We start from the raw sequence: 15,928 nt of genomic DNA, 5'->3' as shown, positions 1-15,928 counted from the left end.
GGAGTGCCTTCCTTGTTCAGTCGAGGACGCCGGCGCGGCGCCAGAGCCGGCGGCTCGGGCCGCCGATGAGGCCGATCTCGGTGAAGTGTTCGACGGCCTTGGCGGCCCACGCCGCCTTGGTCCGGCGCCAGTGCGGGTTCGCGGCGGCGGCCTGGCGGGCTTCGCGGGGGTCGAGGCCCACAGAGGTGTATGCCTTGGGGTGCAACAACTCCGACGTCGCGACGTAGGCCATCCCGGCGATCGCCCAGCGGATCAGCTCGCGGCCGACGCGGCCGTGGCGCGCCCAGGCCCGGCTCAGTTCGTCTTTGGCGAAGCTGATGTGCCGTGCCTCTTCGATGACGTGGATACGCGAGATCATCCGGATCATCGGCTGCAGGCTGTCGTCGCGCATCATCTCGCGCTGCATGCCGTCGGCGAGTTCCTCGACGTAGATGGCGCCGGCGAACAGCAGTGCCGGACCGCAGATCGCGCCGAACACCTTGCCCGCGCGGTGCGCGGAGCGGCTCGGGCGCCGGACCACGCCGCCGCTCTTCGCGATCGAACGGGCGAACATGGTGCTGTGACGGCATTCGTCGGCGATCTCGGTGAGCGCGTACTGGGCGTTGTGCGTCGTCGGGTCGCTGTTGTAGACGTGGCGCACGAGGCCCTGCATGAGGATCAGCTCGAACCAGATTCCCGACGCCGCCGCGGCCGCCGCCTCTTGGCGGCTCAGCTCGGCGCGCTGCTCTTCGTCGAGACGTTCCCACAACTCCGTGCCGTACAAGGAACATCGCTCGGGCGCCTTGCCGTAGGCCCCGTCGACCAGCGGTGCCAGCCAGTCGACGTCGACGTCCGGGTCGTAGGAGAGCCGCGCGGAAGAGCGCTGCAGGCGTTCGGCGACGCGTTCGCTTTCGGTGTTCGCGGTCATGACGACCTCCTCGGGTCCTCGTGCTCGGGCAGCGGTCCGCCGCCGTCCGGGATGACCTGCCCGGAATCGCGGTAGGCCACTGCCTCGTGGAAACCATCACGTTCGGCGAACTCGCGGAACCAGCGGCCTTCGGGGGTGTGCCGGGTGATGCCGTCGAAGAGCGTCGCGAGGGTCTGGGTGCCGGACAGGCCCATGTTGTCGTAGGCCTGGTTGATCATCAGTTTCTGCATCACCAGCTGGTTCGTCGGCACGCCCGCCATGCGGTCGGCCAGTTCCTCGACGGCGGCTTCGAGCCGTTCGGGTTCCACCGCGTCGAGCGCGAGCCCCCAGTCCGCCGCGGTGGCGCCGTCGATGGTGTCGCCGGTGAGCAGCATCCGCTTCGCGCGCTGGGCGCCGACGCGGTAGACCCACATCGCGGTCGTCGGGCAGCCCCAAACCCGCGCGGGCGGGTAGCCGATCCGCGCGTCGGTCGCCATGATCAGCACGTCGCAGGACAGCGCGATGTCGCTGCCGCCGGCGATCGCGTGGCCCTGCACCTGGCAGATGGTGGGTTTCAGGGATCGCCACAGGCTGAAGAAGTCGTCGGTGTTGCGCTTCATCACCCGGTAGTCCTTGACCGGATCCCAGACCGGGCCCTGGTTCCAGCGTCCTTCGGCGTCGTCCTCGGCGAACTGCTTGAGGTCGTAGCCGGCGCAGAACGACCGGCCTTCGCCGCGCACCACGATCACCCGGACCGCGTCGTCCTCGTTCGCCAGCTCCACGGCCTGCCGGATCTCGCGTGGCATGACGTCGTTGATCGCGTTGAGCCGCTCGGGGTGGTTCAACGTCAGGTAGGCCTTCCGGTCTTCGACGCGGTAAGTGAGCGTCTCAAACGCCATCGGAACCTCCCAGCGCGCGAAGGGTGAACGTGACCAGGTGCGGGATCGTGTCCGGCCCGCCGTCCCCGGCCAAGGGACCGACCAGCATCTCCGCGCCAGCGCCGACCAGCGCGGCGGCAGTCGCTTCCGCGTCCTGCGGAGGCAGCAGTCCCCTTGTCACGCCGTCGGCGATGTTCCTGGCGATGACCTCGCGGAACGCGCGGCGGAACACCAGGCGCTCGGCCTCCACCACGGCGTCGACCGGTTCCGCCAGCAGCGCGTACGCCAGTCTCGGCGCCTTCAACGCCCGCCCGGCGAAGGTCTCGATCACGGCGACCACGCGTTCGCGGACGTCGCCTTGGGACGCGGCGGCCTCGACGGCGTCCACCTCCCGGGAGACCACCTCGCGGAAGACCTCGACGACCAGGTCGGCCTTGGAGGGGAACTGCCGGTACACGCTGCCTGTGCCGACGCCTGCCCGCGCGGCGACCGCGGCCATGGAGCAGCCCGCGTACCCGGTCTCGGCCAGCAGCGCGACGGCCGCGGCCAGGATCTCGCCTCGCTGCGAGTCCAGTCTTGCCTGCGTCTTCGGGGTCCGGCGGTACGGCATGGAAGGAGTGAAGCACGGATTCCGCTCTTCAGTCCAGCTCTTCCTGGAACAGTTCGTGATCCACCGCGGTGGCCGTCACGAAACCCATGGCGGCCGCGGTCACCACGAACGTCATGCCCGGCGGGCACGACTCCCGCCGCGCCAGGTCACCCGCGGCGAAGACACCCGGCACACCGGTGAATCCGGCGTCGTCGATCCTCACGGTTCTGTCGTCCTGGAGAACGCAGCCCAGCTTCCCGGCCAGCGGGTCGGCCTGCCGTGTCGTGGCGTGAAGGAACACCGCCGCACATTCCACCGGGTCGCCTTCGCGGAACGTGACCCGTTCGACTTCGTCCTCGGGCCCCTCCACACTTCGCACCGGCTCGCGGCGCACGTGGACCGCACGTTCGCCCAGCAATGCCTCATCGTCGGCGGACAACGGGAAACCGTTGGCGCACAGGGTGATGTCCTGGCTCCATCGGGTCAGCTGGGCGGCGAACATCGCGTCCTGCCGCCCCTCGGTGGCCAGGACGGCCAAGGGCCGGTCCCGGAATTCCCAGGCATGGCAGTACGGGCAGCCGAGCACGCTCTTCCCCCAGCGCTCGGCCAGCCCCGCGATCCCGGGCAGGTCCTCGATCACTCCGGTGGCCAGCACGATCCGGCGCGCCTTCACCGAACGCCCATCCTCGAACGAGACGACGAACTCGCCGCGATCGCCCTCGACGGACCGGACTCTGCCCTCGCGCAGACGGACCTCCGGGTACTCCGCCAGTTGCTCGCGACCGGTGGCCCGCAGCGCGTCCGGGTTCATCCCGTCACAGGCCAGGAGCCCGTGCACGCCCGCGGCCGTCGAATTACGGCCCGCGCCTCCGTCGACCACCAGCGCGCTGCGCCGGGACCGGCCGAGCACCAGCGCGGTGGTCAACCCGGCGGGTCCGGCACCGATGATCACCACGTCATATCCGGCATCGCACACGGCATGACCTCTCTTCGGGAATGGGGCAGCACCCGCATACCCGGGCCGCCCGCCGGGAAACCTGCTCCCGGCGGGCGCCACGCACTCAGTTGCGGTTGATCGTGAACGTGCTCGTGGTGTTCCGGATGTCCTCGGCGTTGTCGCTCAGGGTGAGCCCGGTGAACGTCGCCGAGCCGACGGCCGGGCCCTGACCCGGTTCCGGCAGCTCGTTGACCCAGATCCCGATCCCCGACTTGGCGTCGAACTCGTCACCGCTGCGGTGCGCGCCGGTGATCGACACGTTCGTCAGCACCGTGTCCTCGACCGGGTTCTCCGGACGGTTCCCGGTGTACTTGGTCTGGAACATGATGCCGCTGTACGTCGGGCTCTGGATGTCCACATCGGACACCCGGAGACCGCGGAACTCCTTGGAGGCGGAGAACATCCAGATCGCGGGGAACGTCTGCTGTCCCCAGAAATGGCCACCGGTGCGGACCAGTGACACATTCTGGACGGTCGTCGGCCGCGGGCCGAACCCGAGGAACGGGTAGCCGAAGTCGAGCGAGCTGATCGTGATCCCCGAGTACGTCAGTGTGTCCGCGATGTAGAGGTTGCGGAAGGTGTTGCTGTACCCGCCGTACACAGCCAGCCCGGCCGCGCGCCACGGAAGGAGCACGGTCAGGTTCTCGAACACGTTGTCGTACTGGTTGCCCGCGTTGAGGTCCGTGGCCGCGAACAGCGCGAAACTGTCGTCACCGGTGGACCGGGCCTCGTTGTTCGTGACACGGTTCCCCGTACTCCCGTTGGTGAAGTTGACCCCGTCGGCGAACGTGTCGCGGATCCGCGAGTTCTTCACCGTCGTGTTGTCCACATTGGTCGCCCAGAGCAGGCACATCTGGTGCTCCACCCAGATGTCGTCGATGGTCATGTTCGTGACGTTCGTGAAGTTGAAGACCTTGCCGGGGCCGTCGATCCGGGAGGTGTAGTTCCCGAACACGGCGAACCCGCCGAACGTCGAACCGCTCGCGCTCGCCTGCGCGTCGAACCCGATGTCGGTGTTCTCCTGCCCGCTCGGCGCGGTGAACCTCGTGAACCACGGCCCGGCGCCGAGCACCATGACCGGCTTGCCGTACACGGTGACCTTGCTCGTCATCGGATACTGCCCCGACGGCAGGAAGACACCGGTGAGGTTCGGGTCCTGGCGGACCTTGTCCAGCGCGGCCTGCACGTCCTGCTGGGTGAACCCGGCCGGGACGGCGTAGCGCGCCGGATCGGGGTTCGCGGCCGCGGTGGCCAGCTCGAAGTTCACGAAGTCGATCGCGTAGTTCAAGCCGTTGCCGGCGTCCTTCTGCAGCTTGATCTTGTGCCCGGCGGGCACGGTGGTGCCGAGCAGCATGCTGGCCTCGTCGTAGATGTGGCGAGCGGGCCCGGCTCCCGGAGAGTTCTGCGGAGAGGCTTCGGGACCGTAAAGCCACGCGTGGCGCGAAGTCAGATCGATGGCTTTCAGGAACGTGCCATCGACGTAGACGTTCAGCGTCGAGTTCTGCCCGCCGCCACCCGCGGCGTCCGGCATCGAGAACCGGGTCACCAAGGTGTTCGTGGCCGCGCGGGTGGTGAATTCGACCGACGAGCCGGTCGAGTTCAGCGTCACGGCCTTGCGGCCCGACGCCTCGCCCGCGAGATCGCCGATCTTCCGGTTCGGGCCGATCACGGACGCGCCGCCGGCGACCACGCCGTCTTCCGCCTCGTACAGGTCGTAGGGCATGTTCGCGCCGCGGCCGACGAACAGTGCTTGCGTGCCGGTGTTGTTGCCCTGTTTGGCGGGCAGCTCGTTGGCGTCGTTCTCGACGACGGTCTTGACCGTGTACCGGCCGTTCCCGGCCGTCCAGGTGCCGACGTTCACCGGCGGTGCGGTGGCACCGGCCGCGATCGCGCCGGTGTACGAGCCGGTGAGCGTCTTGACGACGGTGCCGTTCTGGTCGGTGATCGCCACCGTGACGCCGTGCGCGCCGCCGGCCGAAGCGACCGTTCCCTGGTTGCGCACCGTGGCGGTGAAGGTGACGGTGTCACCCGCCGTCGGGTTGTTCGGCGACCAGGCGGTGGCCGCGACGAGGTCGGAGCTGGCCACCGGGCTGACGACGAGGGCCGTCGCGCCGGTGTAGGAGTTGTTGCCCTCGTCCTGTTCGACGACGGCGTTGGCCTCGTCGACCTTCGCGGTGAGCTGGTGGCTTCCCGTCTCCCTGGTGCCGATATCCGCCGACACCGTCGCGGACGCTCCGGCCGCGAGCGCGCCGAGCGGCGCCGTGCCGACCTTCGCCGTGCCCAGGTAGAGGTTCACGTTCGTCGCACCCGAGGCCGCCGTTCCGGCGTTGCGGACGGTCGCCGACACGGTGATCGCGTCGGTCTCCACCGGCTTCTGCGGCGACCACGAAACACCCGAGACCGTCAGGTCCGGGTTCGGTGCGGGAACACCGAAGACCTGGAACTCCGCGGCCTGACCGCCGGGGGCACCGGAGTTGGCGGTGATCCGCAGGCGGACGTCGGCGGCGCGGCCACCGGCCGGGATCGTGACGGTGTTGCCGCTCGCCGGGCTGAAGGTGTACGTGTGCGCGGGCACCAGCGTGGTGAACGCGGCCGCGCCCTGGTCACGCCCTTCGACGGCGATCGTCTGCGTGCGCTGCGCCCACGCGGGATCCGGATTGAGCTTGACGACGATCCGGTCGAGATCGGCGTTCGAGCCGAGCGCGACGGTGAGCAGGTTCGGGTACGCCGCGCCCTCCCAATAAGTGGTCGTGGAGTCGTCGTTGGCGTTGGCCGCGACGTAGGAGTGCTGCACCGAAGACGCCGTGATCGGCTTGCCCAGGGCGAGATTCGTCCCTGCCCGGGTACCGGTCCTCGTCACCGTGCCGCTGCTAGGCGACTGGTTGCCCGCCGCGTCGCGGGCGCGCACGGAATAGGCGACCGTCGCGCTCTCGGGCTGGTCGTCGGTGTAGGTCAGGACGTCACCGGCGACGTTGACGACACTGCCGCGAAGCTGCCCGTTCGCGTACACGTCGTAGCCCGTGACTCCGGTGTTGTCGGTCGAAGCCGACCACGTGAGCCGGATCTTGCCGCTCGACGGCTCGGTGTAGGCGAGGTTCCCCGGCGCGGACGGCGCCTGCGTGTCCCCGCCCGCGGGACCGCGCACCTCGAACTCCGAGAGCTGGGCCGCCGGCCAGCCGGTGTTGGCGGTGACGTTCAGCCGCACGAACCGGGTGTTCCCGGTGACGTCGAGGGTGACCGTGTTGCCGGTCGCGGGGTCGAACCGGTGGCCCGCCGACGGCACGAGGTCGCTGAAACTCGTGCCGTTCGCGCTGCCCTGCACCGAGAAGGTCTGGGTGCGGGCTTCCCAGCCCGAGGGCAGTTTGAGCACGAGCCTGGCGATGTTCGTGGCCGCGCCGAGGTCGGCCTGGATCCACTGCGGGAACTGGTTGTTCGTGCTTTCCCAGTAGGTGGCCTGGTCGCCGTCGCCGACGTTCGAAACGGCGTAGCCGGCCAGCTGGCTGCTGGCTGTGTAGCTCGCGTCGGCGGCTTCGGCGGCGGCTGACGCCGGAGTGTCGTTCACCGCGACGGCGGGCGGGACGAGGAGGAGGGACAGGGCGGCGAACGCCACCGCGCACGCCAGTGGGCGCTTCGTTCTCATGACATTCCTCTGTTCCGGGAGGGGACTGAGCGGAATCTTCCTGACTCTTGTCATGTTCTTGCGCTGAAATGTCCAAGAATTACAGCCCACGGAGCGCCGCAAGTCAACGTCCGGCCGTAAATCGCGTGACCGCCCGGAAACACGCTGCTAACGTCCCGGCCCGACCAGGTGCTTTCCCGGAAAGAAGGAGAACGGCGTGCGCCGAGCTGTCGAGTCCCCGAGCCGTATGGACCTTTCGACAGCCCTGGAGCCGTTCATCCATGGAGTACCTGAACCTGGGCGTCCTCGCCCATGTCGACGCCGGTAAGACGAGCCTGACGGAGCGCCTGCTCCATCACACCGGCGCCATCGCCACCCTCGGCCGCGTCGACGCCGGGAACACCCGCACCGACACGCTGGAACTGGAACGCCGTCGCGGGATCACGATCCGCTCGGCCGTCGTGGCGTTCCGCGTCGGTGACCTGCGCGTCAACCTGATCGACACACCCGGCCACCCGGACTTCATCGCCGAGGTCGAACGTGCGCTGCGAGTGCTCGACGGTGTCGTTCTCGTCGTTTCCGCCGTCGAGGGAGTGCAGGCGCAGACCCGCGTGCTCATGCGCGCGCTCGCCCGCCTGCGGATCCCCGTGCTGATCTTCGTCAACAAGGTCGACAGGGCGGGCGCCCGGTACGACGGCCTCCTCACCGATCTCGCCGAGCGTCTCGGTGTCGCCTGCGCGCCCATGTCCGAAGTCGAGGGCATCGGCACGGCGAGCGCGAAGGTCCGGCCGTCCTCCCTGTCGACGGGGGCGGCCGAACGGCTGGCCGAGCACAACGATGCCTTTCTCACCGCGTATCTCGAAGACACCGTGACGGCCGAGGACTACCGCGCCGAAGTCGTCCGGCAGACCCGGCTCGGCCTCGTCTCCCCCGTCTTCTTCGGCTCCGCGCGCAGTGGCGCGGGCATCGCCGAACTGACCTCCGGTATCCGCGAATTCCTTGCCGGAGCGGTGAAACCGGTGCCGGACGACCGGTTGCGCGCCACCGTGTTCAAGATCGAACGCGGCCGCGCGCACGAGAAGATCGCCTACGTCCGCGTGTTCTCCGGCGAGATCGGCGCGCGGGACCACGTCCGATTCCATCGCCGAGGACTCACGAAGGAGGCGAAGGTCAGCGCGGTGCACGTCTTCGAACTCGGCGACGAGACCGTCGAGGGCCGCGCGCGGGCCGGCCGGATCGCCAAGGTCACCGGGCTCAAGGAGATCCAAATCGGCGACCTCATCGGCGTTCCCGACGGCGACGGCGCCACTACGCGGTTTCCGCCGCCCGCACTGGAAACCGTCGTCGGTCCCGCCCTGCCCGCCCAGACGCCCGCGGTGTTCGCGGCCTTGCGGGAACTGGCGGAACAGGATCCGCTGATCACCGTCCGGCAGGACGACGAGACCCGCCGGATCTCGGTACGGCTCTACGGCGAGGTGCAGAAGGAGATCATCGCGGAGACACTCGCCGCTCAGCACGGCCTCGACGTCACGTTCAGCCTCACCCGGCCGGTCTGCGTCGAACGGCCGACCGGCACCGGGCATTCGGTGTGGTTCATCACGGAGAAAAGGAATCCGTACTTCGCGACGCTCGGGCTTCGAGTCGGCCCCGGCGCACCCGGCTCCGGGCTGACCTTCGGCCTCGACGTCGAACTCGGCTCCCTCCCGCTCGCTTTCCACAAGGCCATCGAGGAGACCGTCGACGCGACGCTGCGGAGCGGCCCGTCCGGCCGGGAGGTGATCGACTGCGTGGTGACCGTCACCCACACCGGTTACTTCAGCCCGGTCAGCGCGGCGGGCGACTTTCGCCAGATCACCCCGTTCGTGCTGGCAGAGGCCCTCCTGGAGGCGCGAACCGAGGTGCTCGAACCGGTGAGCCGGATCGAGGTGGAACTGCCCGCCGACGCGGTGACCGCGACCCTCTCCCGGCTGGTCGAGGGCGGCGGCGCCGTCATCGGCTCGGTGGTACGGGGCGACCGCGCCGAGCTGACGAGTCTGCTGCCCACGGGCGAGGTCGCCCGGTTCGAACAGCGGTTGCCCGGGCTCACCCGCGGCGAAGGCCTGATGAGCACCGAACCGGCTGGCCACCGGCCACGGGTTAGCCCGAATCGGTCAATGCCCGGCTAGCCGGAACGAGTACGTTCTTGGTGGTCGGCGAAATCCGCCGTCCGAGGGAAAGGGCCACGATGGATCAGTTTCGCGACACCGCTTCGGCGTTGCGGGAGATCACCGAGTCGATGCGGCTCGACGAGCCCCGTGACGAACTGCTGGAACGGGTGGCGAAGAAGGTGGTCGGCCTGCTGCCGGGAGCGGACGCGGCCACGGTGACGCTGTACACCGACAACGAACCGAGCACCGTCGCCGCCACCGACGAGTCCCTGCTTCCCTTGGACAAGACGCAGTACAGCGCGGACGAAGGTCCCTGCCTCAAGGCCGCCGAGAGCGGGACGATCGTCCGGACCCGGCTGGACGCCGACGCGGCCGCGCGCTGGCCGGACTTCGCCGCCACCGCGGACCTGCTCGGCGTGCGGACCGCGCTGGCCTGCCCGTTGTTCGTCCCGGACGAGTCCCATTTCAGGCGGCGCGAAACCGAGCCGCTGTCCGGCGCGCTCAACGTCTGGAGCTACCAGGAGAACGCCTTCGACCCGGTCGAGGCGGCACTGGTCGCGATGTTCACCTCGGCGATCTCGGCGATCATCCTGACCGCGTCCCGCTGGGCCGCCGCCGAACGGCAGGCGGAGACCCTGGTCGCCGCGTTGGAGACCAGGGACGCCATCGCCACCGCGAAGGGAATCGTGATGGCACGTCTGGAGCTGAACGCCGAGGAGGCCTTTCGCTGGCTCACCGAGGCGTCGCAGCACACGAACCGCAAGATCCGGGAGATCTCGGTGCTGATCGCGGAAGACCCGGGAGCGGTTTTCGGCCGTTAGGCCAGCGAGACCCGGCGGTTCTCGCGCGAGGACTCCAGGCCTGCTTCCGCGAGCCGGATGCCGCGCACGCCCGCCATGAAGTCGTAGGGATGCGGCGCGTCCTCCACGACGTGGCGGACGAACTGCTCCCACTGGGCGCGGAAACCGTTGCCGAAGTCCTCGTTGTCCGGTACTTCCTGCCACTGCGAACGGTACGACCGCGTCTCGGCGAGGTCGGGGTTCCACACCGGCTTCGGCGTGGCCTCCCTCGGCTGGATGACGCATTTGTGCAGGCCCGCGACGGCGCTGCCCTTGGTGCCGTCGACCTGGAACTCGACCAGTTCGTCGCGGTGGACCCGCACGCACCAGGACGAGTTGAGCTGGGCGATGATCCCGCCTTCGAGCTCGAAGATCGCGTACGCGGAGTCGTCGGCCGTCGCGGTGTACCGCTCGCCCTTCTCGTCGACGCGCTCCGGGATGTGTGTGACGGCCTTCGCGGTCACCGCGTCGACGGCGCCGAAGAGGTTCTCCAGCACGTAGTTCCAGTGACAGAACATGTCGACGACGATGCCGCCGCCGTCTTCGGCGCGGTAGTTCCAGCTGGGTCGCTGCGCCGACTGCCAGTCGCCCTCGAACACCCAGTAGCCGAACTCGCCGCGCACGGACAGCACCTGGCCGAAGAAGCCGCTGTCCATCAGGCGCTTCAGCTTGAGCAGGCCGGGCAGGTACAGCTTGTCGTGGACGACGCCGTTCTTGACCCCGGCCGCCTCGGCGTGCCGTGCCAGGGCGAGCGCGCCTTCGACCGACTCGGCCACCGGCTTCTCGGTGTAGATGTGCTTGCCGGCGTCGATGGCACGGACGATCGACTTCTCGCGGACCGCGGTCAGCTGCGCGTCGAAGTACAGCGGGAGGTCGTCGTCGCCGAGCGCGGCGTCGAGGTCGGTGGTCCAGCGGGTCAGGCCGTGCCGGGTGGCGATCTCTTCGAGCTTGTCCGCGTTGCGCCCCACCAGGACCGGCTCCAGCTGGACCCGCGAACCGTCGGCCAGCTCGACCCCGCCGGCCTCCCTGATCGCCAGGACCGAGCGCACCAGGTGCTGCCGATAGCCCATCCGCCCGGTGACGCCGTTCATCACGACGCCGAGTTTCCGCGTGGTCATCCGTTCTCCTTTGAAAGCGCTTTCCTACCCACATCCTGAAAGCGCTTTCTCGTACTGTCAAGACCGTGCGAGGAAAGTCCTTCCGGCTCAGGACGCCGGGTCGTAGGCGCGGACGGCGTCGAGGTACTCGGTGATGGCGTCCCGGTTGCGGAGCAGGCATTCGGCCCGCCTGGTCATCCGGTCGCGCTCGGCCTCCAGCGTTTCGAGCATCTCCGGGGTCGCGTCCGGGAAATAGATCTGCCGGGGTTTGTCCAGGCACGGCAGGATCTGCTTGATGATCCTGGTCGGCAGCCCGGCGTCGAGCAGGCCGCGGACCTGGATGACCCGGTCGACCGACGACTCGGCGTAGTCGCGGTAGCCGTTGGGCAGCCGCTCCGAGACGATGAGACCCTGCTCCTCGTAGTACCGCAGCAGACGGCGCGACGTCCCCGTCCGCTCCGCCAGCTCCCCGATCCGCATGTGCGCCACCTCACCCCGGCCGACTTGACCTTCACATCTATGTGATGGTTCGAGCATACGGAGCATGACTGCGAAACTCCCACTCGGCGCCTTGCTCGCGCTGACCACGGCGGCGTTCGTCACCGTCCTCACCGAAGCCCTGCCCGCGGGGGTGCTGCCCGCGATGAGTGCCGGGCTCGGCGTCGGCGAAGCGGCGACCGGGCAACTGGTGACGGTGTACGCGATCGGCACCGCGCTCACCGCGATCCCCCTGTCCGCCGCGACCGCGGGCTGGCGCCGCAAACGCCTGCTCCTGACCGGAGTCGCCGGTTTCGCCGTCGCCAACACGGTCACGGCGCTGTCCACGAACTATCCCCTGACCCTCGGCGCGCGGTTCGTCGCCGGGATCGCGGCGGGCGTGGTCTGGGCACTGCTGGCCGGTTACGCCCGGCGGCTGGCGCCGGAACCGGTGCGGGGCAAGGCGATCGCCGTCGTGATGACCGGCATCCCGCTCGCGCTCTCGCTCGGCATCCCCGCCGGCACCTTCCTGGGTGGCCACTTCGGCTGGCAGGTGACGTTCTCGCTCATGTCGGTGCTCGCGCTCGCCCTGCTCGGCTGGATCACGCTGGCCGTGCCCGATTTCCCCGGGCAGGACAAGGGCGGCAGGCTCCCGGTGCGCAGGACCCTCGCCGTGCCCGGCGTGGCCGCGGTCCTGTTCGTGACGCTGACGTTCGTCCTGGCCCACAACATCCTCTACACCTACATCGCCACCTTCCTCGAACACGTGTCGATGGGCGGCTCGGTCGATCGGATCCTGCTGGTGTTCGGGCTGGCGTCGATGGTCAGCATCTGGTTCGTCGGGCTCTTCATCGACCGGCGGCTGCGTCCGCTGACCGTCGCGGGCACCCTTCTCGTCGCCGCCGGAGCGACGATTTTGGCGCTGCTCGGCGAAAATCCGGCGCTCGTCTACGTCGCCGTGACGCTGTGGGGGCTCGGCTGGGGCGGCGTTCCGACGCTGGTGCAGACCGCCGCCGCGCAGGCGGGCGACAAGGGCGGCGCGGCGGACATCGCGCAGGCCATGCTGGTCACCCTGTGGAACGCGGCGATGGCGGGCGGCGGGATCGCCGGTGGCGTCCTCCTCGACGGCTTCGGCGCGGAGTCGTTCCCCTGGAGCGTCCTGGTGCTGCTCGTGCCGACGCTGGCCGTGGTGCTGGTGGCGCGGCGGCACGGGTTCACAGCGGCAGTTCCGGATGACTCCGGATCGCCTCGAGAACCAGGTCGACAGCGGCGCGTGGCGCGGACCCGCGCCTGATCGCCGCGGTGATGGAGCGGTCGACCGGCGTCGCGAGCTCACGGGTGGCGACGCGGTAGCGCCGGTCGACGGCGAGGCCGGGCAGGAGCGCGATCGAAAGCCCGGCCTCGACGTGCTGCAGGGTCATCATGTAGTTGCTGAACCGGGCGATCACGCGCGGCTCGAAACCGGCTTCGCGGCAGAGCCGGGTAGCGAGGTTCGCCATGTACGACTGGGGGACGTCGAACGCCCAGGGCTCGCTCGCGTAGGCGGCGAGGTCGGCGGGGCCGCGACCGGCCGCCTGATGTCCGGGCGGGACGACGAGCACGATCGGATCGGTCGCGAGCGGCACTAGTTCGACGTCGGGCCCCAGCGGCTGCTCGACGAAGTCCGTGGTGGTGATGATGACGTCGGCGTCACCGACGCGGAGCGCGGGCATGCTGACGTGCGGTTCGAGTTCGAGCAGTTCGATCTGCAGGCGCGGATGCGAGCGGGCCAGCCGGTTCACCGCGGGAACGGCGATGGTGTGGATCGAACTCTGGAATGCCCCGAGGCGGACGAGCCCCGCCGGTCCCTCACCAAGACCGCGCAATTCGGCCTCGACGGTGTCCATGTGGTCGAGGATCTCCCTCGCGCGGCGGGCCAGCATCCGCCCGGCCGGGGTCAGCCGGACGCGGCGGCCGGTGCGCTCCAGCAGCCGCGTCCGCGTCTCGGCTTCGAGGACCGTGAGCTGCTGGGACACGCTCGACGCGCTCAGGTTGGCCGCTTTCGCGACCGCGCGGACGGTGCCGAGCGTGTCCAGCCTGCTCAGCAGGGCGAGCCTCCAGGGGTTGAGCATGGACACCATTGTTGTACGGATCAGCCGAACAGCACAGCCGGAATCGTGAGATGGACGTGTCGCTCGGAGGCGGCTTACCGTCGGGACATGGCTGCTCCGATCACCGACCTGTCCACCACCGACCGTTTCTGGGCCGACGCCGACCGGCACCTCGTGCGCTACGCCGGGGCCGGCGATTTCACCCGCGAGATCATCGACCACGCCGCCGGCAGCTACCTGTTCACCGAATCCGGGCGGCGGATCCTCGACTTCACCTCCGGGCAGATGAGCGCGATCCTCGGGCATTCCCATCCCGAGATCGTCGAGACCGTGCGGCGGCAGATCGGCTCGCTCGACCACCTGTTCAGCGGGATGCTGAGCCGCCCCGTCGTCGATCTCGCGCGACGGCTGGCCGAGACCTTGCCGTCACCGCTGGAAAAGGCGCTGCTGCTGACCACCGGTGCGGAGTCGAACGAGGCCGCGATCCGGATGGCGAAACTCGTCACCGGGAAACACGAGATCGTGTCGTTCGCCCGGTCGTGGCACGGGATGACGCAAGCGGCGGCGAACGCGACCTACAGCGCGGGCCGCAAGGGCTACGGGCCGACCGCGCCCGGCAACTTCGCCATTCCCGCGCCGAACGCCTATCGACCGGATTTCCTCACCCCGGAAGGGGAACTGGACTGGAAGCGGCAACTCGACTTCGGGTTCGAGATGATCGACGCCCAGTCCGTCGGCAGCCTCGCGGCGTGCATCGTCGAGCCGATTCTCAGCTCGGGCGGGATCATCGAGCCGCCGGTGGGCTATTTCGCCGCCCTCCAGGAGAAGTGCCGCGAACGCGGGATGCTGCTGATCCTCGACGAGGCACAGACGGGCTTGTGCCGTACGGGGAACTGGTACGCCTTCGAACGCGACGGCGTCGTCCCCGACATCCTCACGCTGTCCAAGACGCTGGGCGCCGGCCTCCCGCTCGCGGCGGTGATCACGAGCGCCGAGATCGAGCAGGAAGCGCACGACCGCGGCTACCTGTTCTTCACCACGCACGTCGCGGACCCGCTGGTGGCGGCCGTCGGGAACACGGTGCTCGACGTCCTCACCCGTGACCGGCTCGACGAACGCGCCACCGAACTGGGCGCCTTCCTCCGCCGGGGCCTCGACGACCTCGCCGCGCGTCATCCCGTCGTCGGCGACATCCGCGGACGGGGCCTGCTGGTCGGCGTGGAACTCGTCGTCGACCGGGCCACGAAACGCAGCTCCGACGAACTCGGCGCGCTGGTCACCCGGCGTTGCCTCGAACTGGGGCTCCACATGAACATCGTGCAGTTGCCGGGCATGGGCGGGGTCTTCCGGATCGCTCCCCCGCTGACCGCGACCGAGGACGAACTGTCGGAAGGGCTGGCGATGCTGGATCAGGCGATCGGGGACGCCAGCGCGCGCTGGTCCTGAGGACGGCCTCGTGAGTGGTAAGGACGGTTAGAACCGTCCTTACCACTCACGAGCCGCTGAACTCCCGAAGCAACCGAGCGACCTCGCCCGGCCGCTCCAAGAACGGCGAATGCCCGGCGCCCTCCACGATCTCCACGCGAGCCCCGACCGCCGAGTACCGCGCGAAAGTCTTGTCGCAGTCGTAAAAACGGTCCCGTCGCCCGAGAATCACCAGGCACGGCAACGCCAAATCCGCCAGCTGCTCGTCCAGCGGACGCGCGGCCAGCACTCTCGCCCGGTCCACGAGAACCACCCGGGCCATCGCCGGCGCGGTGACGGCGTGATCGGCCAAGTCCCGCAAGGGATCGTCGAACCAGCCTGTCCGGCGGAACCGGGAAGCGAACCGGACCCATCGGCGATGGGCGACCATCCGCACGAGCGCGCCGACCATCGGCAGCAACACCGCGCTGCCCGGCGGGAAGGACGCGTAGCTGTAGTCCGGCGCCTGTCCGATCAGCACCAGCGAACCGACTCGCGGGGAGATCGCGGCCAGCGCCACCGCGACGTCCGCGCCGAAGGAGTGACCGGCGACCAAGACGTCCTCGACGCCCAGTGAATCGAGGACGGCGGCCACCATCCGCGCCTGCGACGCCGCGTCGAAACCCGAAGAACCGCCGGTGCACCCGTGTCCCAGCAGATCCACCCGGATCACCCGATGCCGCGCGGCCAGGCCGACGGTGAGCCTGTCGAACCAGTGCACCGACCCGCAATACCCGTGCAGCAGTACCAACGGCGGCCCGGCACCGTCCTGCCGGACATGGACGGCGACGCCGTTCACGTCGAGGAACTCACCGATGGGGGCACGAGACACTCCCCCAAAGTAG

General features: G+C 69.3%; 13 protein-coding genes. 4 read left to right on the top strand and 9 right to left on the bottom strand.

The genetic code is table 11. The features are described from left to right. Window positions 1–16: 16 nt before the first annotated feature. From CVV72_RS37480 to CVV72_RS37460, 5 genes are all read right to left on the bottom strand, one after another. A complete protein-coding gene (locus tag CVV72_RS37480) occupies window positions 17–907 on the bottom strand; it encodes a diiron oxygenase (protein WP_219149065.1) in 891 nt (296 codons plus the stop codon). Continuing rightward, window positions 904–1,785: a crotonase/enoyl-CoA hydratase family protein gene (locus CVV72_RS37475; protein WP_219149064.1), complete on the bottom strand. Its 882-nt coding sequence runs from the start codon at window positions 1,783–1,785 to the stop codon at window positions 904–906. Before CVV72_RS37475 ends, CVV72_RS37480 begins: the two co-directional genes overlap by 4 nt. Continuing rightward, entirely contained in the window at window positions 1,775–2,374 is a 600-nt protein-coding gene (locus CVV72_RS37470; protein WP_219149062.1) for a TetR/AcrR family transcriptional regulator, read from the bottom strand. The genes CVV72_RS37475 and CVV72_RS37470 overlap by 11 nt, the downstream gene beginning before the upstream one ends. A 28-nt stretch (window positions 2,375–2,402) precedes the next feature. Further along, entirely contained in the window at window positions 2,403–3,308 is a 906-nt protein-coding gene (locus CVV72_RS37465) for an NAD(P)/FAD-dependent oxidoreductase (RefSeq protein ID WP_219149060.1), read from the bottom strand. A gap of 106 nt (window positions 3,309–3,414) precedes the next feature. Continuing rightward, window positions 3,415–6,990 (bottom strand): CARDB domain-containing protein, encoded by a 3,576-nt coding sequence (locus CVV72_RS37460; protein WP_219149058.1) that lies wholly within the window; start codon window positions 6,988–6,990, stop codon window positions 3,415–3,417. A gap of 260 nt (window positions 6,991–7,250) precedes the next feature. On the opposite strand from CVV72_RS37460, the gene CVV72_RS37455 reads away from it, so the two are divergent. Together CVV72_RS37455 and CVV72_RS37450 are read left to right on the top strand one after the other, a co-directional pair. After that, on the top strand, window positions 7,251–9,134 hold the full coding sequence (locus tag CVV72_RS37455) for a translation factor GTPase family protein (RefSeq protein WP_219149056.1): 1,884 nt from the start codon (window positions 7,251–7,253) through the stop codon (window positions 9,132–9,134). Window positions 9,135–9,193: 59 nt separating this feature from the next. After that, window positions 9,194–9,937: a GAF and ANTAR domain-containing protein gene (locus CVV72_RS37450; protein ID WP_219149054.1), complete on the top strand. Its 744-nt coding sequence runs from the start codon at window positions 9,194–9,196 to the stop codon at window positions 9,935–9,937. On the opposite strand, the gene CVV72_RS37445 is transcribed toward CVV72_RS37450, so the two are convergent. Both CVV72_RS37445 and CVV72_RS37440 read right to left on the bottom strand, forming a co-directional pair. Continuing rightward, on the bottom strand, window positions 9,934–11,073 hold the full coding sequence (locus tag CVV72_RS37445) for a Gfo/Idh/MocA family protein (protein WP_219149052.1): 1,140 nt from the start codon (window positions 11,071–11,073) through the stop codon (window positions 9,934–9,936). The genes CVV72_RS37450 and CVV72_RS37445 overlap by 4 nt on opposite strands. Window positions 11,074–11,160: 87 nt before the next feature. After that, window positions 11,161–11,532, bottom strand: coding sequence for a MerR family transcriptional regulator (locus CVV72_RS37440; RefSeq protein WP_219149051.1), 372 nt, complete (start codon window positions 11,530–11,532; stop codon window positions 11,161–11,163). Between the two features lie 64 nt (window positions 11,533–11,596). On the opposite strand from CVV72_RS37440, the gene CVV72_RS37435 reads away from it, so the two are divergent. Then, window positions 11,597–12,823 carry an MFS transporter gene (locus CVV72_RS37435; RefSeq protein ID WP_219149049.1) on the top strand — a complete coding sequence of 409 codons (1,227 nt, stop codon included), beginning with the start codon at window positions 11,597–11,599 and terminating at the stop codon, window positions 12,821–12,823. Here the strand turns inward: CVV72_RS37435 and CVV72_RS37430 are convergent. Next, entirely contained in the window at window positions 12,744–13,640 is an 897-nt protein-coding gene (locus CVV72_RS37430; protein ID WP_219149048.1) for a LysR family transcriptional regulator, read from the bottom strand. The genes CVV72_RS37435 and CVV72_RS37430 overlap by 80 nt on opposite strands. Before the next feature lie 87 nt (window positions 13,641–13,727). Between CVV72_RS37430 and CVV72_RS37425 the strand changes: the two genes are divergently transcribed. Beyond that, a complete protein-coding gene (locus CVV72_RS37425; protein ID WP_219149046.1) occupies window positions 13,728–15,065 on the top strand; it encodes an aspartate aminotransferase family protein in 1,338 nt (445 codons plus the stop codon). A gap of 46 nt (window positions 15,066–15,111) precedes the next feature. Here the strand turns inward: CVV72_RS37425 and CVV72_RS37420 are convergent, their stop codons facing one another. Next, window positions 15,112–15,915 carry an alpha/beta fold hydrolase gene (locus tag CVV72_RS37420; protein ID WP_219149044.1) on the bottom strand — a complete coding sequence of 268 codons (804 nt, stop codon included), beginning with the start codon at window positions 15,913–15,915 and terminating at the stop codon, window positions 15,112–15,114. Between the last annotated feature and the right edge of the window lie 13 nt (window positions 15,916–15,928).

It is taken from the genome of Amycolatopsis sp. TNS106 (genome assembly GCF_019330265.1).
In the GTDB taxonomy this organism is placed as follows: domain Bacteria; phylum Actinomycetota; class Actinomycetes; order Mycobacteriales; family Pseudonocardiaceae; genus Amycolatopsis; species Amycolatopsis lurida.
This window is presented reverse-complemented; position numbering and strand designations above follow the sequence as displayed.